The organism is Sorangium sp. So ce295, from assembly GCF_051527405.1.
GTDB classification, from domain to species: Bacteria; Myxococcota_A; Polyangia; order Polyangiales; family Polyangiaceae; genus Sorangium; species Sorangium cellulosum_B.
Map to the genome: position 1 here is coordinate 7,190,731 of NZ_CP150324.1, position 26,324 is coordinate 7,217,054.

21 protein-coding genes are annotated in these 26,324 nt (G+C 72.9%); 5 read left to right on the plus strand and 16 right to left on the minus strand.

Features of this window, described 5'->3' with window-relative positions:
- Positions 1 to 177 precede the first annotated feature (177 nt).
- The gene (locus WMF11_RS27295) at positions 178 to 1,476 is read right to left on the minus strand and encodes a flavin-dependent oxidoreductase (RefSeq protein ID WP_437972791.1); all 1,299 of its coding nucleotides are present in this window, start codon (positions 1,474 to 1,476) and stop codon (positions 178 to 180) included.
- 101 nt (positions 1,477 to 1,577) lie between these two features.
- On the opposite strand from WMF11_RS27295, the gene WMF11_RS27300 reads away from it, so the two are divergent.
- Complete coding sequence (locus WMF11_RS27300) at positions 1,578 to 3,212, plus strand: ferritin-like domain-containing protein (RefSeq protein ID WP_437972792.1); 1,635 nt, start codon at positions 1,578 to 1,580, stop codon at positions 3,210 to 3,212.
- On the opposite strand, the gene WMF11_RS27305 is transcribed toward WMF11_RS27300, so the two are convergent.
- Positions 3,173 to 4,633: a hypothetical protein gene (locus tag WMF11_RS27305; RefSeq protein WP_437972793.1), complete on the minus strand. Its 1,461-nt coding sequence runs from the start codon at positions 4,631 to 4,633 to the stop codon at positions 3,173 to 3,175. The genes WMF11_RS27300 and WMF11_RS27305 overlap by 40 nt on opposite strands.
- A gap of 14 nt (positions 4,634 to 4,647) precedes the next feature.
- The gene (locus WMF11_RS27310; protein WP_437972794.1) at positions 4,648 to 5,325 is read right to left on the minus strand and encodes a hypothetical protein; all 678 of its coding nucleotides are present in this window, start codon (positions 5,323 to 5,325) and stop codon (positions 4,648 to 4,650) included.
- 472 nt (positions 5,326 to 5,797) lie between these two features.
- Between WMF11_RS27310 and WMF11_RS27315 the strand changes: the two genes are divergently transcribed.
- Entirely contained in the window at positions 5,798 to 6,841 is a 1,044-nt protein-coding gene (locus WMF11_RS27315; RefSeq protein WP_437972795.1) for a hypothetical protein, read from the plus strand.
- 81 nt (positions 6,842 to 6,922) lie between these two features.
- Here WMF11_RS27315 and WMF11_RS27320 read toward each other — a convergent pair whose 3' ends face one another.
- The 13 genes from WMF11_RS27320 to WMF11_RS27380 form a co-directional block, all read right to left on the minus strand.
- Positions 6,923 to 7,411: an FHA domain-containing protein gene (locus WMF11_RS27320; RefSeq protein WP_437707369.1), complete on the minus strand. Its 489-nt coding sequence runs from the start codon at positions 7,409 to 7,411 to the stop codon at positions 6,923 to 6,925.
- A 161-nt stretch (positions 7,412 to 7,572) separates the two neighbouring features.
- Positions 7,573 to 7,911 carry a hypothetical protein gene (locus WMF11_RS27325; RefSeq protein ID WP_437972796.1) on the minus strand — a complete coding sequence of 113 codons (339 nt, stop codon included), beginning with the start codon at positions 7,909 to 7,911 and terminating at the stop codon, positions 7,573 to 7,575.
- Complete coding sequence (locus tag WMF11_RS27330; protein WP_437972797.1) at positions 7,908 to 8,237, minus strand: hypothetical protein; 330 nt, start codon at positions 8,235 to 8,237, stop codon at positions 7,908 to 7,910. The genes WMF11_RS27325 and WMF11_RS27330 overlap by 4 nt, the downstream gene beginning before the upstream one ends.
- A gap of 104 nt (positions 8,238 to 8,341) precedes the next feature.
- Positions 8,342 to 9,634 carry a pectate lyase family protein gene (locus WMF11_RS27335; protein WP_437972798.1) on the minus strand — a complete coding sequence of 431 codons (1,293 nt, stop codon included), beginning with the start codon at positions 9,632 to 9,634 and terminating at the stop codon, positions 8,342 to 8,344.
- Positions 9,635 to 9,992: 358 nt separating this feature from the next.
- Positions 9,993 to 10,640 (minus strand): hypothetical protein, encoded by a 648-nt coding sequence (locus tag WMF11_RS27340; RefSeq protein ID WP_437972799.1) that lies wholly within the window; start codon positions 10,638 to 10,640, stop codon positions 9,993 to 9,995.
- Between the two features lie 111 nt (positions 10,641 to 10,751).
- A complete protein-coding gene (locus tag WMF11_RS27345) occupies positions 10,752 to 11,459 on the minus strand; it encodes an SDR family NAD(P)-dependent oxidoreductase (RefSeq protein ID WP_437541049.1) in 708 nt (235 codons plus the stop codon).
- A 108-nt stretch (positions 11,460 to 11,567) separates the two neighbouring features.
- Positions 11,568 to 12,716 carry a PAS domain-containing protein gene (locus WMF11_RS27350; protein WP_437972800.1) on the minus strand — a complete coding sequence of 383 codons (1,149 nt, stop codon included), beginning with the start codon at positions 12,714 to 12,716 and terminating at the stop codon, positions 11,568 to 11,570.
- 87 nt (positions 12,717 to 12,803) lie between these two features.
- Positions 12,804 to 13,529, minus strand: a complete 726-nt coding sequence (locus WMF11_RS27355; protein WP_437972801.1) for a zf-TFIIB domain-containing protein — start codon at positions 13,527 to 13,529, stop codon at positions 12,804 to 12,806.
- A gap of 103 nt (positions 13,530 to 13,632) precedes the next feature.
- A complete protein-coding gene (locus WMF11_RS27360) occupies positions 13,633 to 14,121 on the minus strand; it encodes a hypothetical protein (protein WP_437972802.1) in 489 nt (162 codons plus the stop codon).
- Positions 14,122 to 14,448: 327 nt separating this feature from the next.
- The gene (locus WMF11_RS27365; RefSeq protein ID WP_437972803.1) at positions 14,449 to 15,651 is read right to left on the minus strand and encodes an ABC transporter permease; all 1,203 of its coding nucleotides are present in this window, start codon (positions 15,649 to 15,651) and stop codon (positions 14,449 to 14,451) included.
- The gene (locus tag WMF11_RS27370) at positions 15,645 to 16,376 is read right to left on the minus strand and encodes an ABC transporter ATP-binding protein (protein WP_437972804.1); all 732 of its coding nucleotides are present in this window, start codon (positions 16,374 to 16,376) and stop codon (positions 15,645 to 15,647) included. The genes WMF11_RS27365 and WMF11_RS27370 overlap by 7 nt, the downstream gene beginning before the upstream one ends.
- Before the next feature lies 1 nt (position 16,377).
- Positions 16,378 to 17,634, minus strand: a complete 1,257-nt coding sequence (locus tag WMF11_RS27375; RefSeq protein WP_437902237.1) for an efflux RND transporter periplasmic adaptor subunit — start codon at positions 17,632 to 17,634, stop codon at positions 16,378 to 16,380.
- Positions 17,631 to 19,148 (minus strand): TolC family protein, encoded by a 1,518-nt coding sequence (locus tag WMF11_RS27380; RefSeq protein ID WP_437972805.1) that lies wholly within the window; start codon positions 19,146 to 19,148, stop codon positions 17,631 to 17,633. The genes WMF11_RS27375 and WMF11_RS27380 overlap by 4 nt, the downstream gene beginning before the upstream one ends.
- Positions 19,149 to 19,264: 116 nt before the next feature.
- Here WMF11_RS27380 and WMF11_RS27385 point away from each other — a divergent pair, with 116 nt between their 5' ends.
- From WMF11_RS27385 to WMF11_RS27395, 3 genes are all read left to right on the plus strand, one after another.
- Positions 19,265 to 19,993 (plus strand): response regulator transcription factor, encoded by a 729-nt coding sequence (locus WMF11_RS27385; protein ID WP_437902239.1) that lies wholly within the window; start codon positions 19,265 to 19,267, stop codon positions 19,991 to 19,993.
- Between the two features lie 25 nt (positions 19,994 to 20,018).
- Entirely contained in the window at positions 20,019 to 21,377 is a 1,359-nt protein-coding gene (locus tag WMF11_RS27390) for an ATP-binding protein (RefSeq protein WP_437972806.1), read from the plus strand.
- A 391-nt stretch (positions 21,378 to 21,768) separates the two neighbouring features.
- Positions 21,769 to 26,205 (plus strand): hypothetical protein, encoded by a 4,437-nt coding sequence (locus tag WMF11_RS27395; protein ID WP_437972807.1) that lies wholly within the window; start codon positions 21,769 to 21,771, stop codon positions 26,203 to 26,205.
- Positions 26,206 to 26,324 lie beyond the last annotated feature (119 nt).

The following is a 26,324-nucleotide window of genomic DNA, read 5'->3' on the forward strand; positions in this document are numbered from 1 at the left end:
CGTCACCGGCGCTCTGCTTGCGTCTCTTGCAGGAGGTGAGCCAAGGACGTCCTTCCTGATTTCAGATGCTTTCCCTACAGCGACAGACGTGCACCTGTCGGTTGTGGCGTCGTAGCTTGCAGCGCTGCCAGCGGAGCCTGGCGGCCTTCGGCCACCGGGTCGCCGGAACCGCGCCGATCAGCTGGAGCCGTTCCGCTCTCCCGGCGCCTCCCATCCCCCGCCGACGCCCCACGACGGCCGGGCGTTGAGCTCCTCAACGTCGGTTCCAATCATCTCCGTGTAGCTGCGACCCATCTCCTCGAGCTCGTCGCTGCTCAGCACGTCCTCGATCCGGGCGAAGCCCGCCGGCGCTCGCTGCTCCACCATCGAGAGGACCCGGTCGGCGCCCATCGCTCGGTTCGCGAGGACGAGGGAGCTCGTCGGCGGACGGCGCGCTGCTTCATAGGCGGCGAGCGCCTCTTCGGGGGCGCTCGCCTGGGCGAGGTGCCGGGCCAGCACGCGAGCATCGAGGATCGCCTGGGAGGCCCCGTTGGAACCGACAGGGTACATGGGATGTGCAGCGTCGCCGAGCAGGGTGACCCGGCCAGCGCCCCACCACGGCAGCGGATCGCGATCGATCATCGGATACTCGAAGATGACGGGCGCCGCGGCGATGAGCGCCGGAATGTCGAGCCAGGAGAAGCGCCACACCGCGAAGTGGGGCAGCACGTCCTCCAGGCGTCCTTGCCGGTTCCAGCTCCCGGGCGCGACCGCCGCCCCCTCGTGCAGGCGCACCTCCGCCACCCAGTTGATCGCGGCCCGGCCGCGGAGCTCCGCGCGGCGGGAGATGGGATAAGCGACGAACTTGGCGGCCATGTTGCTGCCGGCCATGATCATGCTGCGCCCCCCCAGGAACGGATCGCCCTCGGTCACGCCGCGCCACATGTGAACGCCGTTCCACCTGGGCGGCCCCTCCGCCGGGTGGAGCTGCGCGCGAACCACGGAGTGGATGCCGTCGGCCCCGACAAGCACGTCCGCAGGGACCACGTCGCGCTCACCGGTCCGCCGATCCCGCACCGTGACCTGCACCTCGGACGTCGTCTGCTCGAACCCCTCCACCGCCAGCCCGACGCGCACGCTGGAGGCCCCCAGGCGCCGCTGCACCGCCGCGAGCAACATCAACTGGAGCTCACCACGGTGGATCGACACCTGTGGCCAGCGATACCCGGCGGAGATACCCCGCGGATGGCCCCAGATCCGACCCCCGAACCGATCGTGGTGCACGAGCTCGGCGGTCGGGATCCCTGTCTCCACCAGCGCATCGGCGAGGCCCAGCTCCGTCAGCTCTCGCACGGCGTGAGGGAGGAGGTTGATGCCAACTCCGAGCGGCCTGATCTCTCGCGCGGCCTCCACGACACACGCATCGATGCCGGCCGCGTGCAGGCTCAGGGCCGCCGTCAGCCCGCCGATCCCCCCGCCCGCGATCAACGCCCGCATCACGCGACGCTCGCACGGCGCGCCGGACGCGGCAACGACGCCCGCGGCGCCCGCGACCGCGGCGCCGAACCCGGGTAAGATCCTCGAACGAGGGACATACCATGCGATTGCTCGTCTCGATGGACTCTTGGGGTGCGAGGCTGCTCTCGGTGCTGGCGATCGCGCCTGCGCTGAGCTGCGGTGGAAACATCACGTCCGGTGAAGGCTCGGGCGGCGGCACAGGCGAAGGCGCCTCCAGCAGCACAGGCGAAGGCGTCTCCAGCAGCACAGGCGAAGGCGCCTCCAGCAGCAGCGGTGAAGGCACCTCCAGCAGCACAGGTGAAGGCACCTCCAGCAGCACAGGAGGCCTGCCGCCCGAAGGGTTTCCGTTCGCTTGCGACGATCCGGAGCCCATCGTCGTCGCGGACCAGGACACCGGGTACGTGCGCTGCGCCGACGGCTGGATCCACCGCGCGGAGGTCGTCACCTGTCCCAGCCCGCTCCCGCGTGCCAAGGCCTGCGCGGACCCGAGCGGCGCGACGGGGAACTGCAAATCTGACGCCGACTGCACCGAGCAGCCACACGGCTACTGCGACGTCATGACCGGAGGCGAGGTGGCTCCGGGGTGCTTCTGCCAGTACGGGTGCACGACCGACGCCGACTGCGGCGAGGGGCAGATCTGCCTGTGCGGCGATCCGGTCGGGCAGTGCGTGCCCTCGCGGTGCACCAGCGACCAGGACTGTGGAAGGCTGCTCTGCTCCAGCTATGTCCTGCACCCGGGATGCGGCGGGACCGCCTTCGCGTGCCAGACGGCGGCCGACGAGTGCGCCAGCGACCAGGACTGCTCAGGGGACGAGCAATGCTCGCTCGAGGCCCTGCGGCACACCTGCACGGCGGAGATCTGCGCGATCGGCCGGCCGTTCCTCGTGGAAGGCGTCGTGCGCACCGCGCAGCCCGCCGCGCGCGACGACTGGCGGACCGCCGCTCCGGACGCGCCGCCTCGCCTGGAAGAGCTGTCCGTCGAGCAACGGGCGGCCCTCGCCGAGCACTGGACCCGCGCCGCCCTCCTCGAGCACGCGTCGATCGCCGCGTTCGCGCGCTTCGCGCTGCAGCTCCTGTCGCTCGGCGCGCCGCCGGAGCTCGTCGGTGCCGCGCAGGCGGCCATGGGCGACGAGGCCGACCACGCGCGCACGTGCTTCGAGCTGGCCAGCGCGTTCGCCGGACGCGGCGTCGGCCCAGGGCCGCTCGCCATCGACGGCGCCCTCGGCGGCGCCCTCGGCGGCGAAGGCGCCCGCGAGATCCTCGTGACGACCCTCCGCGAGGGGTGCATCGGCGAGACCATCGCCGCGATCGAGGCGGCAGAGGCCGCCCTCCACGCGACCGATCCCGCGGTACGGCGCGCGCTCGAGAAGATCGCCGAGGACGAGACGCGGCACGCCGAGCTCGCCTTCCGGTTCGCGGCCTGGGCCCTCGACCGCGATCCTTCCCTCGCGAGCGCCATCGTCGACGAGCTCGCCGCGGCCTCCTCGGAGCTCCCCTCCCCGAGCGAGCCCAGCCACGGCGGCCCGCTGCTCGGCTTCGGCGTGCTCTCGCCGCAGCACCGGCGCGCGATCCGGGAGCGCGCGCTCGCGCAGGTCATCGCGCCCTGCGCGCGGGCGCTGCTCTCGCGCGGCGGCGGCAGCATCGAGCGCAGCCGCCCGCGCCCGGCGGACGGCCGTCAGCGCGAGGAGACCGACAGCTTGGCGACGAACAGCTGACCGTCCTCGGCCTCGACAGGGCAGTTCAGGAGCGCGAAGTCGGCGCCGGACGTGCCTGCGAGGAACACGTCCGTTCCGGAGACGGCGAGCGCCAGGATCCGCTGGAGCGCAGGGCCGCCGAGCGCGCCCAGCCACTCGACCTCGCCGTCCGTGGCCCGGAGCCGCGCGAGGAAGGCGTCCCCCTCGCCCGCCTCCCCGCCGATCTCGACGTCATCGATCTTCAGCTGCTGATCGAAATGCCCGGCCAAGACGATCTTTCCAAGCTCGTCGACGCCGACGACCTGCGCCGATTGAGCCCCGCTGCCCCCGAGCTGCTTGGCCCACGTGGCGGCGCCGCTCCGGTCGAGGTGCGCGGCGAAGCCGTCCTCTCCGGTGGAGATGCTCTCTCCGGCGAGATCGATCTGCCCCTCGAACGAGCCCGTCAGGACGACGCCCGCCTCGAGCATCGCCACGGCGCTGGTGCGCTGATCGCCGCGGAGAGCGGAGTAGTGTCGATACCAGACGTCCGCCCCCTCGGCGCTCCATCCATCGCAGATCCACGACGCCGGAAACGACGCCAGGAGCGCGTCGATCCCGTCCGAGGCCGCGCCGCCGGGCGGCAGCGCGCTCTCGGAGCCGGGGAAGCCCACGTTCACCCGGCCCTCGAAATCGGCGATCACGAAGGCGTCGCCGGAGGCCACACGGAGATCGCGAGGCCAGGAACGCGCGCCCTCACGGCCCGCAAAGACGCCGCTGCACGGATTCAGGAGGGTCTGTGCATCGTAGCTGGAGAACCCGATGTCCAGCCCGCCCTGGAGCGACGTCAGGACGAAGACGCGGTCGCCCTCCGCCGCGACCGCCTTCGCCTCGTCAAGACCGCTGGACCCGTGCGTCACGCACGCCGCGACCCCGCCGGGATCGCTCTTGTCGAGCCGCGCCACGAACGCGTCGCCGCCGCCCTCGGGCGGCCCGCAGTCCGCGCCGAACGACAGGCTGCCCGTGAAGTCGCCCGCCACGTAGACGCTGCCGCCGTCCAGCGCGATCGCGGTCGCCTGATGGACGTGCGTCGCGGTGTCGTTCTCCGCGTTCCCGAAGCGCTCGCTCCACACGTGGTTCCCGTCCGGCTCGAGGTGCGCCACGAAGACGTCCTTGCCGGCGCCGCCCGCCGTGAGCGGGGCGCCGCCGGCAACGGTCAGGTCTCCCTTGAAGCCGCCCGCCAGCCACAGGGTGCCGTCCTCGTCGGCCGCGATCCCGCCGAGCGTGGTCTCGGCGTCACCGAAAGACATCACCCACTGGCACGTATAGCCGGGCTCGCTGAACGAGCCTCCGCCGACGCCCTGCTCGTCGATGAGCTGAATGCCAACGATCTCCGCGCAGCCCGCGCTGCTCGCCGCGACGAGAGAGCTCGCCAGCCACAGCCGAGCGCGCCTTTCGAGCCTCATCGTCGTCATCGTCATCAGAACGCCCCGACGACGGAGCCACCGACGACGCCCGGAGCGAGCTGGACGCGGGCGGTCGCGCGCGGCCCGTCCGAGGGCAGCGTCAGCCAGAGGACGGCCGTGCCGGCGAGCGCCACGCTCGCGGCGATGAAGGAGAAATCGGACACGGTGGCATACGACATCGCCTTGCTGGACAGATCGGGCACCGGCTGCGCGCAGTCCCGGTAACGCCTCGGATTCGCGCACGCCGTCTTCGCGGCGTCGTCGACCTTGTCCCACGTGGAGATCGCCAGGCCACCGAAGGTGCTTCCGAGCGCGATGCCCGCCAGCGTGAGCCCGCCCGTCACCCACATCAGGCTCCGGTGGATCGGATCCGGCCTTACGCCGTAAGGAGTCGGCCTGCGCGGCTCGATGTCGCCGGTGGAAGGCGCGGGCCCCTGCGCCGACGCGCTGGGCGCGACCGCCTTCACGGGGACCTCGACGCCCTCTCCCGGCGGCGTCACCTCGACGTCGCGCGCGAGGGCGTACCTCGCGGGCACAGCCGCGATGACCTTGCGCTTCCCCGGCTCGACAGGGCGCGCCGCGCCGGCGCCTTTCGCGGCCACGCCGTCGAGCGTCACCGCGAGCCCCTTCACCTCCTCGGCGCTCGGCTCGGCCTGGGCCGCGCCCGCCTGCGCCCAGGCGGCCAGCGTCACGAGGAGACCGAGCGCGGGCCGACCAAGCCCCCTTCGCCCCGCGCGCCCCACACCCTTTGCGGAGCGCCGGGAGCCTCTGCTGATCGCTTCAGGCATCGAGTCCCCTGGAAGGTCGGCGAGCGACACCTGCTTCAGGTCCCCGCGCTGGACCACGACGACCGATAACAGGGCACCGCGACGAGCGCCAGACGAAAGACCCCCGCGCCAGCCGCCACGCCGCGCGCCTTGGGCGCGCCTTCGCGCCCCTTCGCGCGCCTTCGCGCGCCTTCGCGCCCGTTACGCGCCCCTTGCACCGTTTGCGCCGTGTTCCCGCTTCGACGCACGCGGCCTTTGCGCTAGCGTTCCGCTCTCGGTTCCTCTCGTTCCTCGCGGTTTCTCTCGTTCCTCTCGGTTCCTCTCGGTTCCGGTCTCGCCCCTCGCTCCCAGGTCGTCGAGCGTACCGGCTGGAGCGCCCTCGCGAACAGGTGCCCTGATGTCCTCCGTGCCAGCCCCCAAGAAGAAGCGGTCCAAGAAGAGCGCGCGCTCGCTGCCTCGCAAGGACGAGGAGTGGATCGGCGGCTTCTTCTCCCTGCGCGCGTTCGTGCACGAGGGCGACGATGCGTACCGCCCCGAGGCGGTCGTCTGGATGACCGAGCGCGGCTTCGTCCTGAGCTGCGCCGCGCTGCGCCCCGGCGACGTCGTGACGGGCGCGGTCGACAGCTTCGAGGCCGCCGCCAGAGGTCCCCTGGAGGGCAAGCCGCGGCTGCCCCAGCGCGTGCGCGTGGCCTCGCCGGCGCTCGCGGAGGCCCTGCGGGCGCGGCTCGGCCCGGAGGTCGAGGTCCGCGTCGCGCCCACGCCGGAGATCGACGTCGTGGCCGAGGACCTGGAGGCCCACCTCGGCGCGCGGGACGGCCACCTGACGCCGAGCTTCCTCGGGGGCGGCATCGAGGCGCCGGCGATGGCCTCGTTCTTCCGCGCGGCGGCCGCGCTCTACCGCGCGACGCCCTGGAAGGCGGTGCCCAGCGACGCCGACATCATGGCGCTGTCGATCCCGTCGCTCGGCGCGCGCGATCTCGCGCTGTGCGTCGTCGGGCAGGCTGGCCAGAGCCACGGCGTCCTCCTGTTCGAGAGCGCGCACGGGTTCGAGCTCTACCTGGCCGAGACCGCCAAGCTCCCGGACGCGCCGCCCGCGTCGCTGCCGGCGAGCTTCTTCTCGCTGAGCTTCGATCGCGCGAGCGACCTGCACCCCGCGCTGCGCGCCGAGGTCGCCGAGCAGCGCTGGGAGCTGGCCGACCCGGACGCCTACCCCACGCTCGCGATGGTCGACGAGGACCTCATCGGCCGCAAGCCGACGCCGAAGGAGCTCACGGCCTCCGAGGCGCTCGCGCTCGGCCTTGTCGAGCTGATGAAGCGGCGCAAGGAGATCACGAAGGCGTTCCGCGACGGCGCCCCCCCGGTGGAGGCGAGCTACGTCGTGGAGACGCACGCGGGCCCGGTGGAGGTGCTCTTCCGCGCGCCCCACCCGGAGCGGAGCTGATCCCGGCGGCAGCGCCGGCGAATCGGTCATCAGGGCTCGGGCGATCCGACGGGCGAGCGCAGCAGCGGGGAAGCCCCGCCCTCAGCGAGCGACGAGCCGGTAGAGATCGGCGTTCACGATGAACTCGCAGAGGACGTTGCCGAGCTGGAGCATGTCGCCGCTGCGGAGGGGCACGCCGTCCCCGGACGGCGCCATGAGCCGGTCGTTCAGGAAGGTCCCGTTGGTGCTCTTTCTCGCGTGGAGCATCGGGGTGTCCGCGACCAGCACCGAGATGTGGGCGTGGACCTTGGAGACGGACGCGTCGCGGAGCACGATGTCGCTGTTCAGCGCCCGCCCGATGAGGATGCGATCCTGCCAGGGGCTCTCGGGGCGCTTCGCCACCGGCAGGAGCTCGCAGCCGTGCGACGTGGCGATCATCCCCGACGAGATCCGGTGACGGGACGAGGTCGGCTGGCCGCTCATGCCAGGCGCGGTCCCGGCGACGAGGGTCTTGAACGACGGAGGAGGCTGGTCATCGGGGCCGAGCTCCCGGAGCAGCCAGGCGTGCGGGTACTTCCGATCGAACGCCATCCGTGAAATCGCCCGGCTCTGAGCACAAAGCGCCGCGAAGGTCAACATGACGAGATCTTCCCCCAGGTTCCGGGCCGTTCGAGAGAGCCGAGCTCCCCGAGCGGCGCATCGCCCAATTCAGCGGGGCCCGATAGGCCCTTATACATCAGGAGACGACGGAATCACTGGACGCCACGAGACACCATCGAGACGACCTCCGGCGCTGAACGGACTACATCGTCGGCGCTCGCCACACTCCGCCGGCCGCCGAGGTCGCCCAGCGGTGCTGTCCGGCCCTCATCGCGCGGATCGAGCTCGACAACACCGGCCGCGCCGAGCCCATGACGGGCGACTTCGCGCTCGACCCCCGCGAGGCGCTCGTCCGCGCGGCGCCCCTCCCTGAGCCACAGCACGGCGATGGGCGGCGCATCGCCGCCGCAGGCGTCCCCCTCGGCGCGCGCGACCCCGGCGGTGGCGGTGAAGAGGGGCGGGAGCACGAGCCCGCGCCCCGCCGCCATCACCGCGGCGCGCAGGCGGCCTTCACGGCGGCGACGTGGACGCCGCTCGCGCGAGATCCCCTGCGCGACGCGCCTGGTTGGCCGCCTCGAAGAGCTTCTGCGCGGCGTCGGCGCTCGGCGCGGAGGGCCCGGCCGCCGCGCGCCCCCACCCACAGCGCGGCCGCCCCCAGGGCGAGCGCTCCTGCGAGGGAGCCGGCCCAGAGCCACCGGCGGCCAGGGTGAGCGCCCCGGGCCTCGAGCCGCTCCTCGATGCGCTGCCACTGGCGCGCCACGCTCCCCTGGGTGAGGGGCGGTCGCACCCAGGCGCGGAGGGGCGGCTCGGGGTTCATGCTCACTATGTACCCCGGCGGGTCGGGAATGGCTCAGCCGGCGGACGCGAGCTCGGGCGCGCTCCCACGTGGAGCCGCCGGGACGAGGAGCGCGGCGGCGGCGCTCAGGGCAGGTTCGCCAGCGGGTCCGTCTTGCCGACGCCCGCGTGCTCCAGGACGAGCGCCTTGACGGCGGCCGCGCGGTCGAGCGGGTACTCGTACGGCGCGGTCCAGGAGCAGTCTTGACCCGACTCCTGCGTCCCGGTGGTCTGCTCGAACAGGTTGTCGATGCGGTGCGTACCGCCGGCAGGGCTGTCCAGGGTGGTGATGGGGTTCTTCACCTTGTAGAAGTGATTGCCCTCCACCCTCAGGCAGGCGCCGACCCGCGAGTTCACCCCCGACGCGGGGACGTCCTCGAAGTAGTTGTTGAAGACGTGCCCGTTGCCGCCGCGATAGCTCGGGACGCGGGAGTTCACGTTGCGGAAGCGGTTGTGATGGAAGGTGATGCGGCGATCGCTGTTGTCCTTGTCCGACGAGCCGACCAGCATGCCCTTCCAGTGGTCGTGCAGGTAGCTCCACGAGATCGTGATGTTCGAGGACTCGTGGGTCGCGTCGATGAGGCCATCGTACTTGTCCTTGTCGGAGTTCACGGCGGGAGACTCGGCCCAGAGCTCGCAGTGGTCGATCCAGACGTTGTGGCTCTCGTCCATGTGGATGCCGTCGCCGTTGCCGCTGCTGGCCAGCACGTGGTGGATCTTCAGGTTGCGGACGATGATGTTGGAGGCCCTCCTCAGATTGAGCCCGATCCCCTCCAGCTCTCCGCTCGACCCGACGCCCACGAGGGTCTTGTCGGAGGTGACGTCCACGTCGTCGCCGCTGCCGCTGATCTTGCCGGTGATCTGGATGATGACGGCGCCGTCCCTCGCGGCCTCCCTCCTCAGGGCGTCGAGCGAGCTCACCGAGACGACCTGTCCGCCCTTGCCGCCGGTGGTGCCGTCGCCGGTCGTGGCGTAGCCGTAGAGCCTGAAGTCGACAGCGCCGGGGTCGCCGCCGCCGGCGCCGCTGCCCGAGCCGCCCGCGCCGCTGCTGGAGCCGCCGGCGCCTTCGTCCGAGCCGCCCGCGCCGCTGCTGGAGCCGCCGGTGCCTTCGTCCGAGCCGCCCTCGCCGCTGCCGGAGCCGCCCTCGCCGCTGCCGGAGCCCCCGGTCCCGCCGCTGGAGCTGCCAGCGCCGCTGCCCGCGCCGGTCCCACCGGTCCCGGCGGCGCCGACGCTCGCCGTGGAGCCTGCGCTCCCGCTGCTCGTCGGCTGCCCCGCGTCGTCCTCCGGCTCTGACGTCTCCGAGCCGCACCCGACCACCGAAACGCCGAGGATGCCGAGCGCGATCAGCGCAGCCCAAGCGACTCGAGATTCGCACTTCATGAGCAAGTCACCTTTCCGTGATGAGCCAAGGCCAAGCAGCTCGCGCGACGCGGGCGGAGACGCCGGACAGCGCACAAGCCGTTCGCTGGAGCTCCACAGCAACGCACATGCCATCAGTTCAGGGCGGACCGGCCCTGTCTGGATCGCACCGTTCCACCGCATTTTCCGCACGGATCTCTGCAGCGCCGCTCGTCTCCCCCGGAGCTCCCGGGCAGGCGCCGCGACCGAGGCTGTCAACCACCGGTTGACACGGTGGACACGTGCAACACCGCGTCATCGGCCCTGGCGCTGTACGATGCCCGCGATATCGAGCGCCGCGGCGTGGTCGCGTGCTCGGCTCCGCGGCGCCTCCCGGGGATCAGGGGCCGATTCGAACGAGCTCGACCCAGTCGAGCCTCGCCGCGTCCTCGCGGCACCCGAACGAGACGATATGCATCCCGGGATCGAGCGCGAACTTGAGCAGCAGCCCTGTCGCGTCCTTCGAGTCGTGAACGTAATCCTCGTGGAACTCGGTCCCGTTGAAGTCGTACCTGGTTCCGAGCTCCGGCTCATGGTCCACGCGGACCAGGAACGAGTTGTCCGTGCTCTCGTCGGGCCCCGTGGCGACCCTGGCCCTGATCTGGAACGTGCCGGCCTCGCCGACCTCGAACGAGCAGTCGACCCGGTCGCTCTGGCAATTCGCCTCCTCGGGGACCGCCACGTACGTCCCGCCGCTCGCCAGCGGGTCGTCCACGCGCTCGAAGCGGCCGGAGAGCTCGCAGTCCTCGGCCTCGATCCTGATCCTGGACGAGCTGCTCCCCCCTCCCGCGGCCGCCGGCGAGGTGTCCCACGCGGCGGACAACCCCTCCAGCGAGCACGCGCAGGCCAGCACCGGCAGGAGCGCCCCCCAGCGCCCCCATCGCGCTGCACGCGCGACGGCCGCCGTCGCGAGCGCCGTGGGAGCCTCCCCCGCGCCGCAGCCCGCGCGAGGTCCCGTGTCCGCCCCAGGTCCCGAGCTCTCGTTCATCTCCCACGACGCTAGCAAGGCGCGCACCGGCGGCGCGGCACAACTTGTCGAGCCGGCGCGATTCACGCGGGGCGCGAGGCGTGCTCCTGACGACCGCGCGCCCCGCGCGTGTCAGCGCGCGGCGGGACGCGCGTAGTCCTGCGCGCGGAAGAGCACCCCGTGGACCTCGCCGTCGACAAGCGCCGGGACGAGCGCCCCGGGCAGCACCGACTCGACGTCGTTCGGCGCCTTCGGCCCGCCGAGATCGGTCCGCAGCCACCCCGGGTCGAGGAGGTTCATCAGCACGCCCGTGCCGCGGAGCGAAGGCGCCATGTCGCGCACGAACTTGTCGAGCGCGGCCTTCGACGCAGCGTAGGCCATCAGCTCGGGCTGATCCTGGATCCCGGAGGTCACCTGCACGATTCGCCCGAACCGCCGCTCCAGCATCGTCGGCAGCAGCCGGTACGTGATCCGTATCGGGCTGATGACGTTCACCTCGAAGCTGAGCCGGTAATCGTCCGCCGGCGTCTGCAGGTGCGAGGCGCGGAACGGCGTCATGATGGCGGCGTTGTTGAAGAGGAGGTCGATCCCGCCCGACGCCGCGATGGCGTCGTCCAGCATGCGGTCGACCGCCGCCTGATCCGACAGCTCGCCCGAGACCGCGCTCACCCGGATCCCCTTGCCGGCGAGCTCCCCTTCGAGCTCGCGCGTGTGCGCCGCGTCGCGGCTGTGCAGGACGACGTTGCAGCCGAGGTCCGCGAGGCCGCGCGCGATCCGCTTTCCGATACCCCGGCTCGCGCCGGTGACAAGCGCCCACTTTCCGTTAATTTCAAGCGTCATGGCGGCCTCTTATGGCAGAGGCCGTCCGGCCTGGCAGCTCGAAAAATGCTGCGGCGGGCGCAGGCGCCGCGGGGCCGCCGCTCCGGGAAGCGCCACGCGCGCCGGCGCCTACGCCCGGCGCCGCGCCGCAGCGCGCTTCCGGCTGACCTCCAGGCCGCGGCCGAGGCTGCGCAGGACGAGCAGCTCCTCGCCGAGGTCGACGTCGACGAGCGCGCGCGCGACCTCCGGGCGGACGCCGGTGAGGATCGGCCTGGAGCCGAGCAGCTGGATCGCGTGCGCCAGCCGCTCCAGGGCCGCGGCGCCGTCCGGATCGAGCGCCTCCGCGCCGGTGACGTCGAGGACCACGTGGGACGCCCGCTGCGCCACGATCGCGGGGAGGAGCCGCTCTCCGAGCTCGCCGCCGCGCTCCGCGTCGAGCCGCCCGATGAGCGGCACCGCGAGCGTGCCCCGGCCGACGTCGAGGATCGGCGCCGAGAGGTTGAGGATCTGCCGCCGTTGCTCCTCGACGAGGGCGAGCGAGCGGTTCAGCCGGTCGATGAGCCGGCCCTGCTCCTCGACCTGCCCCTCGGCGCGCCGTTGCGCCGTGACGTCGAGCTGCTGCACGAGCACCGCGCGCGCGCCGGTCACGGGATCGGTCGTGGGGCGCGCCTCCACCTGGTGCCACCGCTCGCCGTCGGTCGTGACGACCCGCACTTCCCCTGCCCACGCCGCCTCGGCGTCGATCGCGCCGCGGACCGCCGCGCTCACGCCCTCGTCCGGGAACGCCGCGTCGATCGTCGGCGCGTCGCCAAGGGCGCGCAGCGCCGCGGGGTTGTGGAAGAGCACCGTCCCCTCCCGGTCGACGAGGCTGACCAGCACCGACGAGTGGCGGACCGCCTCCACGCCGCGCACCATCGAGGCGCCGACGCTGGCGGCCTGAGGGAGCGCCTGGAACAGGATCGCGAGCCGCCCGTCATCGAGGTCGATCGGCTGCCCGTGGAGCGTCACGGTCGCGGGCGTCCCGCGCGGGTAGAGCGTCCAGTCCTCCAGCACCGTCCCCCCTTCCGCGAGGACGCGGAGGTAGCCGTCGAGCCGCGCGCGGACGGCCGGCGACAGGTCCGAGAGGTCGCGGGAGAGCAGCTCGGCGCGATCCGTCGCGTGCCAGAACTCGATGGCCTTCGCGTTCACCCAGGGGAACCGGTGCCGGCCGTGGTCGTAGACCCAGGTCGGCAGGACGGACAGATCGAGCGCCGACAGGCGCTGGTCGAGGGACGTCATGTCGTGGCGGCACGTCATACGACGCCCCCGTCCGTCCTGCACGCCCCTTAACGTCTCTTCACGGGCGCGGCCGGCCCGCGCGGACGCTCAGCGGGTGATCTGCCATAAGAGCTCGAGCAGCTCCTGCACGGCGGCCCGCCGGCCGTTCCAGCGGGATTCCCAGGACGACGCAGCCACGACGGCGCTCGCCCGACGCGCCGCCTCCCTGGCGATCTCGGCCTCCCGGCGCGACCGCGCCTCATCGTCGATCTGCTGCTGCCGCGCCCTCGCGGTGCCGCCCGACGCGGCGAAGGCGAGGAGTTGCGGGAGCTCGCCCCGGTCGAACCAGGTGCCGTGTTCCCTGCAGATGTCGACGATGATGCCGCTCTTGCCGGCGAAGTTCTTGCGGTTCATCGGCTGGCCGCACGCCGGGCACCGGACGTAGCGCACGCGGACGTCGACGTGCTCCGGCCGCCGCGGCGGCCTCGGCGCGCTCGTCCCATAGCTCTCCCGGCGCTCCAGGAGGTCCCGCAAGAGCGCGTGGTCGACGAGCTGGCCGCCGCACCGGCCGCAGTCGCGCAGGAGGCCGGCCGCGGCGCGAAACGCCGAGAAGGGCACGCCGCACTCTGCGCAGAGGAGCGCGTCGGGCTCGGGGATGGGCTCCAGGCCGAGCTCGTGCCCGCACCCGTCGCAGCGCTCCGCGTCGGGGAGGTTCAGCAGGTAGCAGCCGCCGCAGCGCACGGTGGCGAGCGGCCCCTGACACCCGGGGTAACAGCGCCCCTCGGCGTTGATCAGGAGGCCACATCGGGGGCATGTGCTGCGATCGGCGCGCACCCCGGGAGTCTAGAGGCCCGGAGCGCTCACGAGAAGCGCGATGACAGGCGCCCTCGCTCCGGGCGCCGGCGCCACCTTCAAAGCGCCGGACGGATGATCGGGCTCAGCGCTGCCTGGCGGGGCGCATCCAGGAATGAGGATGGGAGCTCCGGGGGCGGCTGTGCGGCGGCGCGCTGGACCGGCGCACCTGCTTTCCGAGCTCCTCGAGCAGAACTCCTACGGCGGTGTCATCGTCCTGAAGCACGACGACATGGTCGTTGTTCTCCTCACGCAGGAGCCGGTTCACCTGGAGGGCGCCGACCGCCGTCCGCACGACGATGGCGACGCAGGCGAACTCGCTGACGAGCATGCTGCGCGTGCGCATCGTCGCGGCCTCGAACGCCGGATCGTTGTTCATGGGAGCCCGACGGAGGTCGAGCAGGTGGCCGAGGCACCAGCGATCCAGCGACTCGTAGACCTTGAGCGCTTCGGAGTGGACCCGGATGAAATCGTCGGGAGACGGATAGGGGACCTCGGAGCGGGTGCTGCGGACGATCGACATCTCCTGATCGAGCGTGACCGTCAGGTGGTCGTTCTGCAGCAGGACATCCATCCCACCACAGGATAGCGAGCCGGCGGCGCGCCGGCACTGAAAAGCAATGGCGAGCTCAGCGCTGCGCCGGCGAATGCTGCGTGATCGGCCAGAACGGACCGCCGCACCGAGGCGTGGGTTCGGGTGTGCGTGAAGCGATGCGCGGCCCAGAACCAGCGGCGTCTGCATTCCCTCGCGATGGGCGCGGGCGGCGGGAACGAGCCTCCTTCAGGCCAGCGAGTTCGGATCTCGGGACGACGACCGGCGGTCATGTGGTTTGGTCATGTTGGTTGATCGTCCAGCACGCCCAGGACTCGCCCCTTCAACCCGTGCCTCCTCCATTACCGCTCACTCGAACCGCAGCGCCTCCACCGGATCGAGCCTCGACGCGCGCCTCGCCGGCCCCACGCCGAACGTGATCCCGATGAGGATCGACACGCCGAGCGCCAGCCCGACCGCGTACGTCGGCACGATGGTGGCCCACTCCCCGAACCGCGACAGCAGCACCGCCGCTCCGTACCCGAGGCCTACCCCGGCCACGCCGCCCGCGAGCGACACAACGACCGCCTCGACAAGGAACTGCCGCAGGATGTCCCCGCGCCGCGCCCCGACCGCCATCCGCACGCCGATCTCGCGCGTCCGCTCCCGCACCGAGACAAGCATGATGTTCATGATCCCGATGCCCCCCACGATCAGCGACACCGCCGCCACGCTGCCGAGCAGCATCGTGAAGGTGCCCGTGATCTGCCCCATCGTCGCCAGCATCTCGGCCTGCGACCGCACCTCGAAATCGCTCGGCTGATCCGCGCGCAGCCGGTGGCGCAGGCGCAGCAGCTGCTCCAGCTGCGCGATCACCATGTCGGACCGATCCTCGCTCGCCAGCTGCAGCGAGATCGTCGACAGGTGATCCTGCCCGAACAGCACCGAACGGTGCGTCGACAGCGGCACGAACGCCCCGTCGTCCGGCGACCCCATGCCCGACCCCTTCTCCGCCAGCACCCCGACCACCCGGAACGCATTCCCGTTGATCTGGAGCCGCGTCCCGAGCGGCGACGCCCCCGGATAGAGCTGCCGCGCAACATTTGCCCCGAGCACGACGACGCGCGCCCGCTGCTGCTCGTCCAGGTCGGAGAACGAGACGCCGCTCGCCACCGACAGCGAGCGGACCTCGAGGTACGCTGGCGTGATCCCCGTCACGGACGCGTTCAGGTTGCTCGCCATGTACCGCAGCTGCGCGCTGCCGCTCCGCTCCGGCGCGACCGCCGCCACGCCGTCGAGCCCCTTCAGCGCCTCGGCGTCGTCCTCGGTCAGCGTCTTCACCGTGCCCGACCGGACCCCGCTCGCCGACGCGGACCCCGGGCGCACCATCAGCAGGTTCGCGCCGAGCGACCGGATCCGCCCCTCGACGCTGCTGCGCGCGCCCTCCCCGATCCCGAGCACCGCCACGACCGCCGCGGTCCCGATGATCATGCCGAGCATCGTCAGCAGCGTGCGCAGGCGGTTCGAGGCGAGCGAGCGCCACGCGCTCTTCGCCGTCTCCTTGATCAGCATGCCGCCTCCATCTCGCCCGCGTGGAACGCCGACACCACGTCGGCCGAAGGCCCGTCGGCCACGATGTGCCCGTCCCTCATGTGGATGGCGCGCGAGAGCGACCGCGCCACGGCGAGGTCGTGGGTCACCATGATCAGCGTCGTCCCGTCCGCGTTCAGCGACAGGAGCAGCTCCAGCACGTCGCGCCCCGTCTTGCTGTCGAGCGCGCCCGTCGGCTCGTCGCACAGCAGGATCGACGGCCGCGTCACGATCGCCCGCGCGATCGCCACGCGCTGCCGCTGCCCGCCGGAGAGCTCCGACGGCAGGTGCCGCGCGCGCGCCGCGAGCCCCACGCGATCGAGCGCGCTCTCCGCGAGCGCGCGGCTGTTCCTCACCGCCCCGTAGAGCAGCGGGAGCTCGACGTTCTCCGCCGCCGTCATCCGCGGCAGCAGGTTGAAGCTCTGGAACACGAACCCGATGTGGCGGTTCCTGAGCGCCGCGAGCTCGTCGTCGTCGAGCTCCGCCACGTTGCGCCCCCCGAGCCGGTACGTGCCCTCCGTCGGCCGATCCAGGCACCCGAGGATGTTCAGCAGGCTCGACTTCCCGCAGCCGGAGGGCCCGATGATCGCCACCGACTCGCCCCGGCGCACCTCGAAGCCGATCCGGTCGACCGCCCGCACCGCGAGATCCTCGCGATCGGCGTGGTACACCTTCGAGAGCCCGCTCACGAGGACGGGGACGTCCATCTCAGCGCCCCCCTCGACCGGCGCCCATCCCCATGCCCATCCCCCGCATCGGGTTCTGGCCGCCGCCCTGCCGCTGCCCCTGCCCCTGCCCCTGCGGCCCCGCCGCGCTCGAGACGGGCGCGCTCGCGAGCACGTCGTCGCCCTCGCTCAGGCCCTCGGTCACGACCATCTGCGAGCCGTCCGTCGCCCCGGTCTGGATCGGCCGCTCCTCGCCGTTCGCGAGCCGCACGAACCGCCGCTTGCCCTGCGACTGCACGGCCAGGAGCGGCACGAGCAGCACGTCCTTCTGCTCCGCGGTCACGATCTCCACGTCCGCGCTCATCCCCGACCGGAGCAGCGACGCGTCCTTGTCCTTGACGACGATCTCGACGTCGAAGGTCACGACGCTCGACACCTCCTTGCCGAGCGGGCTCACCCGGTCGACAACGCCCTGGAACACACGGTCCCCGTAGGCGTCGACGCGGATGTCGACCCGCTGCCCCGGCGCGACGCGCCCGATCTGCGCCTCGTCGATCGCGCCGACGATGCGCAGGTTCGACAGATCGGCGAGCGTCATCACGGCGCTGCCGCCGCTCACGTTGGTGAGCGCCGACGAGACGAGCGTCCCCTTCTCCACGGCCACGTCGAGCACCGTCCCGGCGATCGGCGCGTAGATCTGCGTCTCCTTCAGCCGCGTCTCGGCGTCCTGCACCGCCAGCTCGGCCGCCTTGAGCTGCGCCTGGGTCGAGCTCAGCTGCGCCCGCCGCAGCGTGATGTTGGCGCCCGCGACCTTCGTCGAGTGCGCCGCCGTGCGGGCCGCGTCGGTTGGCCCGAGGCCCATCTCGGCGCTCTTCTCGGCGACCTCCTGGCTCGTCTGGCTGTTCTTGCGCTCGAGCTCGGCGACGGCGACCGACGCGTTCGCCGCGGCGAGATCGGCCTTCACGCGGTCGCGCGCCACGCGCGCCGCGGCGAGATCGCGCTCCGCGTCCGTCGGGTCCAGGCGCACGAGGAGCTGCCCCGCCTCGACCGTATCGCCCTCCTTCACGAGCACCTCGATGACCTGCCCCGGGGCGCGCGACTTCACCTCGACCTGGACGTCGGGCTCGATCTTCCCGGACGCGGCCGCGGTCTCGGTCAGGCTCCCGCGGCGGATCTCGACGGTGGGGCCGGCGGGGGTCTTCTCGGGCTGCTTGTACCAGGCGTACCCGCCGATCGCGAAGCTCGCCACGGCCAACGCGGCCACGCCGGACATCAGGTAGCGCTTCTTGTTCCTGTTCATGACGACCTCCTGGGCAGCACCGACGCGAAGCGGACGAGCAGCGTGCCCGTCTCGTGATCGAGCTGGAGGCGCGACGTCAGCTCCGTCACCGCCGCCCGCAGCCTGCGGAGCTCCGCCTCCCTCCGCGTCTGCTCCGCCTGCACCACGTCCGCCGACGTCGCGGTCCCGAGCGAGAGCCGCTGGCGCTCGGCCTCGGCCAGCTCGCCCGCCATGCGCGCCGTCTCGGTGGCCAGCGCGACCTGCTCGGCCGCGGCCTCGAGGCTCGCGCGCAGCGAGCTCACGTCGGCCGCGAGCGCCTCGGCGCGCGCCTGGTACCGCGCCTCCGCGGCCGCGAGCTGCGTGCGCGCGCGGGCCGCGTCCGCGGACGCCCGCCCGCCGCCGATCGGCAGCTCGACCTCGATCCCGCCCAGCACCCCGAACGCGGGCCGGCCGCCCGGCAGCGAGAGCCCCGGCAGGCCGTCGCGCACCCACTGCCCGTCCATCGAGGCCGTCGCGAACAGGTCGAGGCGGATCTGGTCCGCGTCCTCCGCCGCGCCCACCCGCGCGCGCTGCGCGTCGAGGTCGGCGCGCAGGGCCGCGAGCTCCAGCGACCGCTCGCTCGCCGCGCGCACGAGCGCGTCGGCCGGCGGCAGGGCCCCGAGCGACGGCGGCGCGCCCGTCGGGGCGAGCGACGCCGCGCTCGCCGGGGCCATGCCGAGCGCGCGCCCGAGCGCGATGGCCCGCGCCGCGCGCGTCGCCCGCGCCTGCGACAGCGCGTCCGCGATCGACGCGGCCGAGGTCGAGAAGCGCAGGACGTCCACCTTCGTGCCGGTGCCGAGGGTCTCGGCGCGCGCCTTCGCGTCCGCTCGCAGCCGCTCTGCGGCCGCGAGCGCCTGCTCCTGCACGAGGATCGCCTGCTCCGCGTACCAGAGCTCCCAGTACGCCCCGAGCACGTCGAGCGCTGTCTGGCTCGCGGCGAGCTCGCGCTCCTGCTCCGCGGCGACGGCCGACGCCTGCGCCTGCGCGTACGGCGCGAGGACCGCGTCGGTCCCGGCCCCCCGCAGGAGCGGCTGCCGCGCCGAGACGTAGGCCTGCGCGCCGTAGTTCGGCCCCGGGGTCCCGTCCGCGGGCGAGCGCGCCGACGCGCCCACCTCGAGGCTCGTGCCGACGTCGGTCGTGTACCGCAGCGCCGCGTTCGACGCGACGGACGTGCCGCCGGAGCGCTGGAGCGCGCCGGATCCATTGCCCGGCGCGCCTCCGTTGGCGTCGGCGACCCTGCCGTAGGACTCCTGGTACTGTCCGGTCACCGAGGCCGAGAGCGTGGGCCTGCGGGCGCCCTCCTCGGCGGCGACGGCCTGCCGCGCCGCGGTGGCCTCGAGCAGCGCCGCGCGGAGGGACGGGTTCTGGGAGGCCGCGCGGCGTACCGCCTCCTCGGCGGTGAGCGTCTCGGCGCGCGCCGCGACGCTCAGCGAGCACGTGGCGGCGAGGGCGAGAGCCGCCAGCCACGGCAAGGGAACGGAGCGAGTGAACGTCATGCACCGCAACCTAGAGGGCAGTGTCTCAAGAGGTGTCCTGGTCGTGTAAAGATTCGTCAAGACGCCTCTTGACCAGGCCTTACACGGCGGTGCGACAGCCGCGCTACAGTCGCGACATGACGGATCCGCCCCAGATCCTGGTCATCGACGACGACGCCGAGCTCTGCGAGCTCCTGGCGGAGCTGCTCGGTCAGGAAGGTTACGCGGTGGAGAGCGCGCGCGACGCGATCTCCGGCCTCGCGCGCGCGCAGGAGGAGAGGGAGAGGCCGTTCACGCTCGTGGTGCTCGACGTGATGCTGCCCGGGCTCAACGGGTTCGAGGTCCTCACGCGGCTGCGGCAGAGCTCGCGGGTCCCTGTCCTGATGCTCACCGCGCGGGGCGAGGACGTCGACCGCATCGTCGGCCTCGAGATGGGCGCCGACGACTACCTGCCGAAGCCGTTCAACCCGCGCGAGCTGGTCGCCCGCGTGCGGGCGCTCCACCGGCGCGCCTCTCACGCCGGCGCGGCGGCCGGTCCTTCCGCCGCGGAGGCGCAGGGCGCGCTGACGGTCGACGATCTCGAGGTGCTCCCCGCCGCGCGGCGCGTCCGTGTCCGCGGCGAGGAGGTCCGGCTCACCACGGCCGAGTTCGACCTGCTCGAGGTCCTGGCGCGGCAGGCGGGGACGGTGGTCTCGCGCGAGGATCTCGCGCGGCGCGTCCTCGGACGCCGGCTCGCGGCGTACGACCGCGGCATCGACATGCACGTCTCGAACCTCCGCCGCAAGCTCGGGCCTGGGCCGGGCGGCGGCGAGCGCATCAAGACGGTCCGCAACGCGGGCTACATCCTCGCGCGGGAGCGCGGGTGAAGCGCTTTCTCCCCGGAGGGCGGCCGTGAAGAGCCTCTTTTTGCGCCTCCTCGTCTCGCTGTGGCTCGCCATGGCGCTGCTCGTCGGCCTGCTCGCGGTGATCCACGGCTGGGCGTTCTCCGCCGAGCCGAGCGGGCTGCGCCGCCGCATGAACACGCGCAGCGTCGAGCTCCGGGCGGAGGGCGCGCTCGCCTGCGCGCAGGACGGGCTCCCCGGCTGCGAGCAGCGCCTCGCGCCGCTCGATCCGCGGGATCAGCGCGTCGCGGTCTACCGGGCCGGCGCGCTCGTGATGGGCGAGCCCATCGACGGCGCGCCGCTCGCCGAGGACAGGGCGCGGCGCTCGGCCGACGGCATCGCCATCGAGGTCGGCGAGGAGCGGGAGCTCGTCGCGGTCGTCCTGCGCCGCGACCCTGCCCTCGCCGCGGTCGCGGCCGGCCCTGTCCGGTCGCCGTGGATGTTCTTCATCGTGCCGGAGACGTTGCCGCAGCGGCTCCTCGCCATCGTCGCCGTCACCGGGCTCGTCGCGGTGCTCCTCGCGCGGTACCTGTCCCGTCCGATCCGCATCCTGCGCGGCGCCACGCAGCGGATGGCCGCGGGCGATCTCTCGGTGCGCGTCGCGCAGAAGCTCGCGGGCGCGGACGGCGAGACGCTGGCGCTCGGGCGCGACATGGACCGGATGGCCGAGCGCATCGACGAGCTCCTGGAGACGCAGCGCCGGCTCCTGCGCGACGTCTCTCACGAGCTCCGGTCGCCGCTCGCGCGGCTCAACATCGCGCTCGAGCTCGTCCGCCGGCGCTCGCCGCCGGACGTGGAGCCGGCGTTCGACCGGATCGAGCGGGAGACCGAGCGGCTCAACGGGATGATCGGCGAGCTGCTCACGCTGAGCCGCCTGGAGTCGGGCCGGGGCATGGAGCGCACCGAGCGGGTCGATCTCGCGGCGCTCCTGGAGCAGCTGGTCGAGGACGCCGCGTTCGAGGCCGAGCAGCGGGGTTGCTCGGTCGAGCTCGGGGCGCGCGACGCGTGCTCGCTGGACGGGAACGAGGAGCTGCTCCGGCGCGCCATCGAGAACGTCGTGCGCAACGCGGTGCGCTTCACCGAGCCGGGCACCGCGGTCCGCGTCGATCTCGAGCGCTCCGGCGGGACGGCCGAGGTGCGCGTCCGCGATCGCGGCCCGGGCGTCCCGGAGGGCGCGCTCGGGGACATCTGGAGGCCGTTCTACCGGGTCGACGACCACAGGGCGCGCGGCGCGGGCGGCACGGGGATCGGGCTGGCCATCACGCAGCGGGCGGTGCGGATCCACGGCGGCGAGGTCGAGGCGAGGAACGCGGACGGCGGCGGGCTCGAGGTCGCGCTGCGGCTGCCGGTCGGCGCGGCAGGCGCATGACGCGCCGGCTGCGTTATCGGGCGCGACTCGCCGCTTCGCGCCCGATGCGGGTGACGCCCTGGCCGTTCGATTGAGCGCTGTTCCCCGGCAGGAACAGGTGTCTCCTCCAGAGAGACAGGGCGCTCGATAGCCTCCCTGCAGGCCGTCGAGCGAAGATGGCTCCTCCGAGCCGCGCCTTCGCGCCTTCGCTCCTTTGCGCCAGGTCTGCGCAATCTGTCGGGCCCCGCCTTCGCTCCTTTGCGCGAGGTCTGCGCAACAGCCGTCGCCGGCTCGCCCGGCCCCGGCCAAGAGCGCTCCGAGCTCGCGCGCCGCGCGGCGACTCGTCCTCACGAAAGCGCAGCGCGGCCGAGACAGCCATCGATGGATCGGGGATTGCAGCGTGGCGCACATCATGCACTTGCGCCTGCAACCGCGACTGCGACCCAGACCGAGCAGGGCGATCGCCACCTCGCCCCCACCCCGCCTGCGCCGGACAATCTTCCTGGCGCTGGCCTTCACGACACTCCTCTTCACCAACGTCGCCTGGGCGCAAGCCACATGGGCGAGCCCGGAGTGCGCCGACGCCGGCCTCGAGTCGCCCGCGGGCACGTGTGATGGCCCGTGGCGCTACAGCTGGCGGCGCCTCTGCCAGGATCCGGCGATCTGCGGCTACTCGGGCGTCTGCGCGAATTACAACAGCTGCAAGACCTACGGCGCCGGGATCAACGAGTCGAACATCGTCGAACGCCCGAGCACCCAGTACACCTCGACATGCCAGACGACGTACGGAGGTCCCAATGACGGTCTGACGACCTGCCCCCCGGACACGACGACGATCTGCAGCAACCTCGCCACGAACCGAAAAAACGAGATCAGGAGCTCCGTCGTACCGACGACCGGCCCCAATTACAGCACGTGGCTCTCGCGGTTCAACGTGCAGCCGCGGACCGTCATCCTCAGCGACAGGACCACCCAGAGCGGAGGCTTTCCGCTGGAGAGGATACGGACGATCACCTACAGGTGCGAGCTCAACATCACGAGCTTCCCGCAGCCCAACACCGGGCCAGCCCCCGAATGCGGCTGTCACGACTACAGGCCCAACGAGTGCGCCTGCGAGACGGGCACCACGCTGACCACGCCCTCACCCAACGCGCCGGCGCCGACCGCGCCGAGCGGCCCCGGCCAGACGTTCCCCCCGAGCTCGCCGCCGGTCTGCCTCACCTGCGATGATCCCGACTTCGTCGCCGACAGCGACGCTCACGCGATGGCCGCCTGCCTCGTCGACAAGATGGCGGGCGCGCCCGCCCACGTGGCGCAGGCTCAAGCCGCCCGGCTCAAGCTGGTCCTCGAGCTCGCCGCCCACCGGCTCAGCGCGTCGGAGCGCGCTCAGATCGAGCTCCTCTACAGCTCCTCCGCGGGCGCGCCCGCGTGCCAGCTCCCGCTCGCGCTCGATCCGGCGTGCGCCGCGTCGGCTGTGAGCCCGAGCGGCATGAACATCGCCAGCCAGCTCCAGCTGTGCGCCGACCTCGACGCCGCCCACGTCCCCGTGGAGGCCGTTCGCGCCGAGCTCCCCCATTGCCTCGACGTGCTCGCCGAGCTGCCCGAGCTGCCCGAGAGCGCCTGCCGCGAGACGTTGCTCGCTGTCGGCGCGGAGATCGTCGCGACCCTGATCGAGCGCACGACGTCGACGTACAGCGCGGCGGGCGGACTGGAGGACGATCTGCTCGAGAGCCTCCGCCACCTCGATGCCTGGTACAGCGCCGTCGCCGCGATCGGGGATCCCGGCTGGGTGCGCGCGCAGAGCGGCGCCCTCGCCGGCCGCATCTGGGAGCGAGCCCACGAGGCGGCCGAGCCCTTGCCCGCGAACGCCGGCAGCGACGCCGCCGCGGCCGCGCTCCTCGCCGACGTCGCCGCCTCGGGCCTCGCCGTCGACTGGGCGATGCTCCGCGCCGCGTTCCACCCCTCGAAGCCGATCGCCTCGCCGCCGCTCCTGTTCATCGTCGGCGACGCGCTGCGCGGCACGCTCGATCGCCTCCAGCAGGTGAGCCCGATCCACGACGTCGCCTGCAGGTTCGCCGGGTGCGCGCCCACAGCGCCGGGCGGCGCGCCGCTCGCGACGCCGGCCTCCGAGGCGTGGCGCGCCCTCGCCGCCATCGACGACGCGGGGGCGCTCGCCGACGTGCTCGCCCACGCCGGCGCGCTCGGCAGCCAGCAGCCCGCGCTCGTCGCCGCCCTCGCGGCCTTGGTCCAGCAGCACGCGGCGCTCGCCGAGGCCTGGAGCAGGGCCGGCGGCTCGTCCCTGGCCGCGCTCGCCGACCCGAACGCCGAGGTGCCGATCGAGGCCGAGGGCCTGGCCGCGCTCGTGCGCGCCGCGCGCGGCGCCGCCACGAGCTACGCCGCCACCGGCCTGATCGCCGCGTCGCCCGCGCGCCTCAGCTCGGCCGTGCTCAAGCGCGAGCAGCTCGTCGGGTACATCGACTACGGCGTCAGCGCGGTCGACGGCGCGGCCGACGACTTCGCCGCCGCCCGGCTCGCCACGACGAACGACCTGCTCGCGCAGACGCGCGCGGCGGGCGAGACCCGGAGCGTCCTCGACCGCGTGGCGTCGCAGGTGCACGAGGCCCGCGCGCTCCTCGGCCGGCTCGACGGCCTGCGCTCCCGCGAGGCGTCAGAGCACGCCGCGATCGGCGACTTCATGAGCGCGTTCGAGGCCGTGATCGCGTCGGGCGCCTTCGACGCCGACACCGCCTACCAGGTCGACACGCTGCCGCCCGTCGAGATCAGCCCGGACGACGCGCGCTTCCCCGTCGGCGGCGAGCTCGACCTGCCCTCGATGCACGCTGCCGTGGTGACCCTCTTGCCCGGCGAGATCCTCGACGTCGACATGCCCGACCGGACGTGGACGCCCACGTGCGCGCTCGACCTCTCCCAGATCGCCTCGCCCACCGGCGCCGCCGCGGACATCGACGTGCTCGGCGCCGTCGCCGGCCCCGAGGGCTACTACATCACGTGGTCGAACACGCACTACGAGGCTGACGGCGTGAACCAGAGCCACACGCAGATCGAATCGAGCCTGGAGATGTTCGAGCGGTGCACCGGCTTCAGCGCCTCCTGGCCGCCGAGCATCCCGGACCTGCCCAGCTCGCCCCTCGTGGCCTCGACCACCGAGCGGCGCTGCACGAGCGAGAGCTGGGGTACGACCGATTCGTACGGGACCTCGCACACGCTCGGCACCGACGCGCGCATGAGCGCCAGCTTCAACGGCGGGCTGCGGCTGCCCATCGTGCCGGTGCCCGCGGCGCCGGTCGGGAGCCTCCTTGCCGTGCTGACCCTGCACGACCAGCCGGACGTCATCCTCGACGTGCGCGTCGTCAACCCGCGCGACGCGATCCAGGCGCCGGCGGTCGACCCGGCCATGGAGACGGAGATCGACGTCCACTTCCTCGTCAACGACGTCACGGGCGCCTGCGCGCGCCCGACCGCCGACTCCCTCCTGCTGAGCATGCGGGTGATCACGCCCGTCGGGCTCGTCGCGCGCTCGCTGGGCGCAGGGATGGCCCGGACGATCGACGCGATCGAGGCGCAGGCCTCGGACATCCTCGCCCAGGGCGGCATGACGAGCCAGGACGCTGGCGCGCTGCGCGCGGACGCGTGGTCCCGGCTCACCCTCCTGCTCGCCGCGCAGGGCAACGGCCTGCAAGGCCTGCCGGTCGAGCTGAAGAACCTCTACGAAGCGTGGATCGAGAAGGAGATCGCGAGCCTCGGCCGGCGCGGCGAGATCCACCGCGTCCAGCACGACATCGTGCGCATCGGCCTCGACCTGCTCGCGCTCGAGCACGAGCTGAGCAACACGGAGGCCGAGTCGCGCCTCTTGCGCCTCATCCCGCGCTGGCGCCTGCGCGACCTCGCCGGCGTGGAGCTCCGCCCCGCGATCGAGTCGCTCCGGGAGATCCTCTCGGACTACGCGGCGCCGATCTTCCAGCTGCGCGATCCCGCGGGCCTCGGCGGCCTCCGCGCCTCCGCGGCCGGGCAGCTCGCGGCGCTGCTCGGCGTGAGCTTCGCCGCCCCGCTCGACGAGGTCGCGGACGATCTGCGCCGCTTCGCGGTCCGCGCCCGCAACAGCCTGGTGGCGGCGCAGTTCGAGCTGCCGAGCGACGCGCGCCGGACGGTCGTGGTGGCGTTTCCGCGCGATCCCGGGGCGTGCCAGGGCCTGTGCGACGAGTTCCGGAGCGCCTCGGAGCAGGCGTCGGAGCGGGCGTGGCGCGGCATCGAGCAGGACGGGCACGTCGCCGAGCTCGCGGTGCAGGCCGCTGACCTCTACGCGTTCTCGGGCGGCAACGCGCGCCTGTCGTGCCACGACGTCGCGCCGGTCGTGCGCCGGGCGTCGGTCTACATGCTGAACCCCGTGAACACGTCGATCGACTTCACGGCGCTCGGCCGCGAGCTGCCCGCCGTCGCAGGCGCGGGCGCCGCGCGCTTCTCGTTCCCGCGCGTCGGCGGCGTCCTCGAGCTCACGGCCGACACCGAGGCGGGCGTCCCGCTCAGCCTGCCTGTCATCAACGGGCCAGGCGGCGACGTGCTCAGCGACTTCGGGGCCAGCAACGAGCTCGGCGCGGGCGCGGGCATCTCGCCGTTCACGACCTTCTCGGTCGACTTCACGAGCTTCTACACCGATCCGCCGGCGACCTTCATCGACGAGACGCTCGCGGTGCTGCTGGTGCTCGAGGTCGAACGCCGCGTGAACACCGGCCTCAGCTTCGTGCCCGCCGTCTGCCAGAACAGCGTGAACCTCGCCGGAGGCGGCCTGATCGAAGAGCTGCCGCCGCAGCTGCCGCCGGAAGAGCTCTAGACACGAGCGCAGAGGGGGCGCGGGCGCGAGCGGACCGCGCGGTGGCTGGGTCGCCCGGGGCGACCCCCCCGCGCGGGCCGCGCGCGCGCGCCCCTCGACCGGTCCTCCTTTGCGCCCGC